Source organism: Pelomonas sp. KK5, assembly GCF_001984095.1.
Lineage (GTDB): Bacteria > Pseudomonadota > Gammaproteobacteria > Burkholderiales > Burkholderiaceae_C > KK5.
This window is the reverse complement of sequence record NZ_LYVQ01000272.1, coordinates 1-7,772: the sequence shown is the minus strand read 5'-3', so window position 1 is coordinate 7,772 and position 7,772 is coordinate 1. Positions and strand designations below refer to the sequence as shown.

General features: G+C 68.8%; 10 protein-coding genes. 7 read left to right on the top strand and 3 right to left on the bottom strand.

Annotated elements, in window-relative coordinates; translation table 11 throughout:
* On the bottom strand, nucleotides 1-976 hold a 976-nt coding region (gene xseA, locus B0W88_RS27640), incomplete at its 3' end, for an exodeoxyribonuclease VII large subunit (RefSeq protein WP_083749114.1).
* Between the two features lie 376 nt (nucleotides 977-1,352).
* Between xseA and B0W88_RS27635 the strand changes: the two genes are divergently transcribed.
* The 7 genes from B0W88_RS27635 to B0W88_RS27605 all read left to right on the top strand — a co-directional run bounded on the left by B0W88_RS27635 (nucleotide 1,353) and on the right by B0W88_RS27605 (nucleotide 6,144).
* Nucleotides 1,353-1,973 carry a MotA/TolQ/ExbB proton channel family protein gene (locus B0W88_RS27635; RefSeq protein WP_077037777.1) on the top strand — a complete coding sequence of 207 codons (621 nt, stop codon included), beginning with the start codon at nucleotides 1,353-1,355 and terminating at the stop codon, nucleotides 1,971-1,973.
* Complete coding sequence (locus B0W88_RS27630; protein ID WP_077037776.1) at nucleotides 1,970-2,392, top strand: biopolymer transporter ExbD; 423 nt, start codon at nucleotides 1,970-1,972, stop codon at nucleotides 2,390-2,392. The genes B0W88_RS27635 and B0W88_RS27630 overlap by 4 nt, the downstream gene beginning before the upstream one ends.
* A gap of 3 nt (nucleotides 2,393-2,395) precedes the next feature.
* Complete coding sequence (gene lpxK, locus B0W88_RS27625) at nucleotides 2,396-3,427, top strand: tetraacyldisaccharide 4'-kinase (RefSeq protein ID WP_077037775.1); 1,032 nt, start codon at nucleotides 2,396-2,398, stop codon at nucleotides 3,425-3,427.
* A gap of 15 nt (nucleotides 3,428-3,442) precedes the next feature.
* Nucleotides 3,443-3,631: a Trm112 family protein gene (locus B0W88_RS27620; protein ID WP_077037774.1), complete on the top strand. Its 189-nt coding sequence runs from the start codon at nucleotides 3,443-3,445 to the stop codon at nucleotides 3,629-3,631.
* A 76-nt stretch (nucleotides 3,632-3,707) separates the two neighbouring features.
* A complete protein-coding gene (gene kdsB / locus B0W88_RS27615) occupies nucleotides 3,708-4,454 on the top strand; it encodes a 3-deoxy-manno-octulosonate cytidylyltransferase (RefSeq protein ID WP_077037773.1) in 747 nt (248 codons plus the stop codon).
* 162 nt (nucleotides 4,455-4,616) lie between these two features.
* On the top strand, nucleotides 4,617-5,270 hold the full coding sequence (gene adk, locus B0W88_RS27610; RefSeq protein WP_077037772.1) for an adenylate kinase: 654 nt from the start codon (nucleotides 4,617-4,619) through the stop codon (nucleotides 5,268-5,270).
* Between the two features lie 115 nt (nucleotides 5,271-5,385).
* Complete coding sequence (locus B0W88_RS27605) at nucleotides 5,386-6,144, top strand: 3-hydroxyacyl-CoA dehydrogenase (protein WP_077037771.1); 759 nt, start codon at nucleotides 5,386-5,388, stop codon at nucleotides 6,142-6,144.
* A 73-nt stretch (nucleotides 6,145-6,217) separates the two neighbouring features.
* Here B0W88_RS27605 and B0W88_RS27600 read toward each other — a convergent pair whose 3' ends face one another.
* Nucleotides 6,218-7,471, bottom strand: a complete 1,254-nt coding sequence (locus B0W88_RS27600; RefSeq protein ID WP_083749112.1) for a hypothetical protein — start codon at nucleotides 7,469-7,471, stop codon at nucleotides 6,218-6,220.
* A gap of 71 nt (nucleotides 7,472-7,542) precedes the next feature.
* The coding region (locus tag B0W88_RS27595) for a biopolymer transporter ExbD (protein ID WP_198937957.1) at nucleotides 7,543-7,772 on the bottom strand (230 nt) is incomplete at its 5' end.

Genomic DNA, 7,772 nt, shown 5'->3' with positions numbered 1-7,772 from the left:
CCGCCAACCGCCGTTGCTGGCGCGCCAGGGTGTCGCTCGGGCGAGCAAGCCGCATGCCGGCCCGGTCCAGGCGCTGGGCCTGGGCATCCAGGCGCGAGCGCAACTGGCGCGTCAGGCCGCGTTCCAGCACGTCCAGCAATTCGAGCTGCGAGCGACGCGAGGGCGAGGCCAGCTCGGCGGCGGCAGTCGGCGTGGGCGCGCGCAGGTCGGCAGCCAGGTCGCAAAGCGTCACGTCGGTCTCGTGGCCGACGCCGCAGACGACCGACAGCGCCGATTCGCCCACCGCGCGCACGACGCGTTCGTCGTTGAAGGCCCACAGGTCCTCCAGCGAGCCGCCGCCGCGCACCAGCAACAGCGCATCGACCTCGGCACGCTCGTTCGCCACGGCCAGCGCCTGCACCAGCGCAGCCGGCGCCTGCTCGCCCTGCACCAGGCTGGGGTAGACCACCACCTCGACATGGGGCGCGCGGCGCTCCAGCGCGGTGAGCACGTCGTGCAGCGCCGCTCCGGCCGTTGAAGTGATAACGCCAAGCCTCAGCGGAAACGCCGGCAGAGGCCGCTTGCGCGCCGCATCGAACCAGCCCTCGGCCTCCAGCCGCGCCTTCAGCCGCAGGAACTGCTCGTACAGCGCGCCGGCACCGGCGCGGCGCATCGCCTCGACGATGAACTGCAGTTCGCCGCGCGGCGCGTACAGGTCCAGCCGGCCGCGCACCTCGACCAGCGCGCCGTCGCGCGGCGCGAAATCCACCAGGCCCGCAGCGCGGCGGAACATCGCGCAGCGCAGCGTCGCCTGCTGGCCGTCGGCGTCCTTCAGGCTGAAGTAGCAGTGGCCGCTGCCGGCCCGCGTGAAGCCCGAGATCTCACCGCTGAGGGTCACCGCGCCGAAGCGTGCGGCGATGCTGTCCGACAGCGCAGCCAGCAGGCCCGCGACGGACCAGACCACACGCTGCGATGGGGCCTGCCAGGGCTCAACCATGCGCAAACCCAGGCCCCAAGCGGGTCGAGAACTCCACAGCCGCGCCAATACTGGGCTGGCGGGCCGTTCGGGCTGTCACGGTGCCGTCATACGCACACAAGCGCTTGTTTTTCAAGTCCTTTTGTCCTGCTCAAGAATTAGGCAAATTGTTCAGGCCGCTGATTTTTCGGGCTCGGGCCTCGGCCGGAAGCGGCTTGCCCACAAAGTTATCCACAGCGGAAGTGGATTGTTTCAAGGTCGTTTGCGGAGCCCTGTCGTACCGGGCAAGCCTGTCCCGATGGGGCTGCGGCTTCAGGCCATAATCGCGCGCAATTCCTGGCGGCCGGGCTGGCCGTGCGGGGCACGATTCCACCCAATACTTCGACGGGGGTTGTCCTTGTTTTCGATCATACAAGCGGCCGGCTGGCCGATCTGGCCTCTGCTCCTGTGTTCCGTCGTTGCCCTGGCGCTGGTGATCGAGCGCTTCACCAGCCTGCGCACCAGCCGCGTGGCGCCGCCCCGGCTGCTGGACGAAGTGCTGGGCGTCACCAGCCAGCATGTGCCGACGCCCGACATGGTCAACCGCCTCGCCGAAAACTCTGTCCTGGGCCAGGTGCTCGCCTCTGGCCTGCGCGCCGCGACCGCCGAGCCGAACATCGCCGAGGACAAGCTGCGCCTGGTCTTCGAGCTGGCCGGCCGCCGCGCCGTGCACCAGCTGGAGCGCTACCTGAACACGCTGGGCACCATCGCCACCGCCGCGCCGCTGCTGGGCCTGCTCGGCACGGTCGTCGGCATGATCGAGATCTTCGGCAGCCAGGCGCCCGGCGGCAGCAACCCGACGCTGCTGGCCCACGGCATCTCGATCGCGCTCTACAACACTGCCTTCGGCCTGATCATCGCGATCCCGACGCTGATGTTCTACCGCTACTTCCGCGGCCGGGTCGAGGAGTACGTGCTGGAGCTGGAACAGTCCAGCGACCGCCTGCTGGGCCAGCTGCTGCGCTTCACCACGCCATGAAGTTCCGCCGCCACCACCGCAGCGAGGAGCCGGAGATCAACCTGATCCCCTTCATCGACGTGCTGCTGGTGATCCTGATCTTCCTGATGCTGTCGACGACCTACTCGAAGTTCACCGAGCTGCAGGTCTCGCTGCCGGTGGCCGATGCCGACAAGCTCAAGGAACGGCCGGCGGAGATCGTCGTGGCCGTGTCGGCCGATGGCCGCTACGTCGTGGGTGGCAACGCGGTCGAGGGCCGCTCGGTCGAGATGCTGGCCGCGGCGCTGACGCAGGCCTCGGGCGGCAAGTCGGACGCGATGATCGTCGTCTCGGCCGATGCCGCCAGTGCGCACCAGTCGGTCGTCAACGTGATGGACGCGGCGCGCCGCGCCGGCCTCTCGCACCTGACCTTCGCGGCACAGACCAGCACGGGGCACTGAAGGGTGGCGCTGGCGCAGCGCCTGCAGCGCGAGTGGATCTCGGGCGGGCCCTTGTCCCTGCTGCTGCTGCCGGTGGCCGCGGTCTACGGCGCGCTGCTGCGGCTGCGGCGCCTGTTCTATCGGCTGGGCTGGCTGAAGACCGAGGTGCTGCCGGTGCCGGTGGTCGTCGTCGGCAACTGGATCGTCGGCGGCGCCGGCAAGACGCCGACGACGCTGGCCCTGCTCGCGCTACTGAAGACGCGCGGCATCCGCGCCGGCGTGATCTCGCGCGGCTACGGGCGCGCGGACGAGGCGGCGGTACGCGAGGTCACGCCGCGGTCGAGCGCCGCCGAGGCCGGCGACGAGCCGCTGCTGATCCGGCTGCGCGGCGGCGTGCCGGTGGCCGTCGGGTGCGACCGGGTGGCTGCGGCGCGGGCGCTGCTCGCCACCCATCCCGACCTGCAACTGCTGCTCAGCGATGACGGGCTGCAGCACTGGAGGCTGCCGCGCGCGCTGTCCATTCTCGTCTTCGACGAACGCGGCATCGGCAACGGCCGCCTGCTGCCCGCCGGACCGCTGCGCGAGCCCGCACGCACGCGGCTCGGGCCGCAGGAACTGGTCCTCTACAACGCAGCGGCGCCCAGCACCGCATTGCCCGGCGCGCTGGCAGGGCGACGCCTGTCGGGTGCGGTGGAACTGGGCGACTGGTGGCGAGGCGGACCGGCGCGCCTGGACCAGCTGCACGCGCTGCGGGGCCGGCCGCTCATCGCCACCGCCGGCATGGCCCAGCCGCAGCGCTTCTTTGACATGCTGCGCGCCGAGGGCCTGACGACGATCGAACCGCTGCCGCTGCCCGACCATCACGATTTCGCCACCCTGCCCTGGCCGCCTGGCACGCCGGACGTGCTGCTGACCGAAAAGGACGCCGTCAAGGTCGACCCGGCCCGCTGCGGAACGACCCGCGTCTGGGTCGTCACGCTAGACTTCCACCCCGAACCCGAATTCGAGCGGGCGCTGGACGGGCATCTCGCCCGCCTGCTGCTGCCCGCCGCCTAGACATCCTCCTCCCCGATGGACAACCGACTGCTCGACATGCTGGTCTGCCCCCTGTGCAAGGGCCCGCTGGAACACCTGCGCACCGAGACCGGCCGCGAACTGATCTGCCATGCCGACCGGCTGGCCTTCCCGGTGCGCGACGGCATCCCCGTGATGCTGGCCACCGAGGCCCGCACCGTCGAGCCGGACGCCGACGGCCCATGAGCGCAGCGCCGGGCCGCCCCAGGCAAGCTCGCATCCCCTCGGGGGATCGGGCGTACTCGCCCGAGGGGCAAGACATATGAGCTTCACGGTCATCGTCCCAGCGCGGCTGGCCTCGACCCGGCTGCCCAACAAGCCGCTGGCGGACATCGCCGGCCTGCCGATGATCGTGCGCGTGGCCCAGCGCGCGGCCCTGTCGCAGGCCGCGCGGGTGGTCGTCGCAACAGATTCGCACGAGGTCCGTGCCGCCTGCGCGGTGCACGGCGTCGAGGCCGTCATGACCCGCACCGACCACCCGTCCGGCAGCGACCGCCTCGCCGAGGCCTGCCACCTGCTGGGCCTGGACGGCGAGGACCTGGTCGTCAACGTGCAGGGAGACGAGCCGCTGATCGCGCCGACGATGATCGACGCCTGCGCGCGCCTGCTGCGCGAGCGCCCGCAATGCGTGATGAGCACCGTCGCCCACGACCTGGACAGCGCTGAGGAATTCGCCAACCCCAATGTGGTCAAGGTCGTGACCGACCGGCAAGACCTGGCCCTGTACTTCTCCCGCGCTCCGATCCCGTGGTGGCGCGACGGCAGCGGCCCCAAGCCCGGCAGCGCGCTGCGCCACGTCGGGCTCTACGCCTACAAGGCCGGCTTCCTGCGCCGCTTCCCTCAGCTCGAGGTCAGCCCGCTCGAGCAGATCGAGTCGCTGGAGCAGTTGCGCGTGCTGTGGCACGGCGAGCGCATTGCGGTGCATGTGAGCGCAGAGCGCCCGGGACCCGGCGTGGATACCCCGCAGGACCTCGAGCGCGTGCGTGCGCTGCTGCAGGCCGCCGGTTGAACCGAGCCGCAGCGAAGCCCGCGATTGCGCTGTGTTCGGAGCGGATTACCGGCTCCGGGCGTAAGTTTCGTGATTGATGACACATGCTATCCTCGCCCGCAGTTGACAAGGGCGTGAGAGCAGCTGGTCTCTGCCCTTTTTTATATTGAGGAGACACTTCCCGTGCGATTGATTCTTCTGGGCGCTCCCGGCGCCGGCAAAGGCACTCAAGCTGCCTTCCTCTGCCAAAAATTCGGAATTCCGCAGATCTCCACCGGCGACATGCTGCGTGCCGCGATCAAGGCCGGTTCCGAACTGGGCCTGGCCGCGAAGAAGGTGATGGACTCGGGCGCCCTGGTGAGCGACGACATCATCATCGGCCTGGTCAAGGAACGCATCGCCCAGCCGGACTGCGCCAAGGGCTTCCTGTTCGACGGCTTCCCGCGAACCATTCCCCAGGCCGATGCGATGAAGGCCGCCGGCGTGAAGCTGGACTATGTGCTCGAGATCGACGTGCCTCACAGCGCCATCGTCGAGCGCATGAGCGGCCGCCGCGTCCACGTGGCCTCGGGCCGCACGTACCACACCAAGTTCAACCCGCCCAAGGCCGAAGGCAAGGACGACGCCACCGGCGAGGAACTGATCCAGCGCGAGGACGACAAGGAAGAAACCGTCAAGAAGCGCCTGGAGGTGTACGAGTCGCAGACCCGCCCGCTGGTCGACTACTACTCGCAATGGGCCGCCAATGGCGACGCCAATGCGCCGAAGTACCGCCGCATCGAAGGCGTGGGCTCGGTGGACGAGATCACCGCGCGTGCCCTGGCGGCGCTGGGCTGAGTTCGATCCGCTCCGCTTAGACCACCACAAGCCGCGCTCGTCGCGGCTTTATCATGTCGGCCAATTGACGTTTACGTCAACGTAAGTAACCCGTTAGCTGAGGAGACTGTTCATCATGGATATCGCAGGCAAGGTTTTCATCGTCACCGGCGGCGCGTCCGGCCTGGGTGAAGGCACGGCGCGCATGCTGGCCGCCAACGGCGCCACCGTCGTGATCGCCGATCTGGCCGAGGAGCGCGGCACAGCCATCGCGGCGGAGATCAAGGGCGCCTTCGTCAAGGCCGACGTGAGCCAGGAGGCGGACGGCCAGGCCGTGGTCGCCAAGGCCGCGTCGCTGGGCAAGCTGATGGGCCTGGTCAACTGCGCCGGCATCGCTCCGGCCGTGAAGACCGTCGGCAAGGACGGCGCCCACCCGCTGGCGACCTTCGCCAAGGTGATCAACGTGAACCTGATCGGCACCTTCAACATGATCCGCCTGGCCGCGGAAGCGATGGCCAGGAACGAGCCCGAGTCCACCGGCGAGCGCGGCGTGCTGATCAGCACCGCCTCGGTGGCGGCCTACGACGGCCAGATCGGCCAGGCGGCCTACTCGGCCTCCAAGGGCGGCGTTGTCGGCATGACGCTGCCGATCGCGCGCGACCTGGCTCGCAACGGCATCCGCAACATGACCATCGCCCCGGGCATCTTCGGCACGCCGATGCTGTTCGGCATGCCCCAGGAAGTGCAGGACGCGCTGGCGGCGGGCGTGCCCTTCCCCTCGCGCCTGGGTACGCCGCAGGACTACGCGAAGCTGGTGCAGGCGATCGTCACGAACGAGATGCTGAATGGCGAGGTCATCCGCCTGGACGGCGCGATCCGGCTGGCACCGAAGTAAGCAGCGCCGCGTCGTTCGCACAAATGAAAAGAGGCCCTCGAGAGGGCCTCTTCCTACTTGTGCAGCCTGAAGATCACTTCTTGCTACGCGACTGGACGATCCAGATGCGGGCGATATCGGTCGCACCATCGCTGCCCTTGACGCCACGCCAAGCGGCTTGTGCCTTGGACACGTCGCCAGCCATGTACAGCGCCAGGCCCAGGTAGAGCTTCGCGTCGTCGGGACGCTTCAGCTGGTCCTTGTCGATGCCGGCCTGGATCATCTTGGCGCCCTTGGCGGCATCGCCCCGGAAGGCGGAGGCCAGGCCCAGCTGCACCAGCTGGTCGCCGCTGCGCGAATCGTTCGCCAGCTTCTCGGCCTCGGCCTGGCCGGCCTTGGCTTCGCCGATCTTCTTGGCCATCAGGTCGGCCAGACGCTTGTGGCGGGCACCTTCGGCGCCCTGCCCCAGCACGCCGGCGGCCACGCCCTTCTCGACCACGGTCTTGCCCTCATCCGGATAGCCGGCCTGGGCGGCCAGCTGCGCCATCTCCATGTAGTCGTTGGCGTCCTTCATGTTGCCGGTCGCCAGCTTCAGGCGGTACAGGTCCAGCGTGAAGCGGTCGGAGAAGCTCTTCTTCTGCGGCAGCGAGCCGAGCACCTGGCCCCACAGTTCCTTGCTCGGGTAGTAGTTGAGCAGCTTCTCCATCGCCACGCCTTCGGCGGCGGAGTCGCCCTTCTTCTGGGCGGCGCCGAGCAGCAGGTTCAGCTTGTCCTTGGAGGGCGTGCGGCCGGCCTTCTCGTCGGCGGCGATCTCTTCCTGCGTGTCGCGGATCACGGCGGTCATGTCGCCGGACAGGTATTGGGCGCTGGTCAGCACCTGCTTCATCGAGGGGCTGGTGCCGCCATCCTTGAAGTAGCGCTGCGCCCAGGCCAGCGCCTTGGCGTTGTCCTTGTTGCGCAGGTAGGTGCCGGCGATGGACTCTTCCATGCGCAGCTTGTCGGCGCCACCCAGGCGGCCCGAGGCGCTCAGCGCCTCGAAACCCTTGACCATCTGTTCGGTATCGCCGGCGCCGGAAGCGGCCGCGACACGCATGCCTTCGATGGCGTTGTTCTCGGCGGCGGTGCGGCCGGCGACGCCTTCGGCATCACGGACCTTGCCCAGTGCTTCCTTGTACTTGCCGGCCTTGTACAGGGTCTGCGCATCCTTCAGGTGCTTGCCCACCTCGGGGCGCACCGACTCGGCTTGGGCCTGCGCCTGCGTGAAGCCGACCTCGCCATCCGGCGACACGCCCAACACGAGGGCCGCGGCACCGAAGGCTGCCAGGGCCAGAGTCTTCTTCAGTTTCATCTTTTGCTCTCCTGCAAACTAAAAGACGCGCCGCCCTCGCGGGTGGCGCGTCATTCAAAACGCAATGGCGGTCACTTGACGAATTGCTCGTTGCCGACCATGCCCATCTTCTTGACACCCAGGCGCTGGGCCGAGGCCATCACGGCAGCGACGGCGCCATAGTCCACCAGCTTGTTCGGCTTGATGTGGACTTCGGACTGGTCGGGCTCGTTGGCCACTTCCTGCAGCTTGGCCTCGACGGCCGGCATGCCGGCCAGGGCCACGCCGTCCCAGCTGACCGTGCCGTCGAAGTCGATGAAGA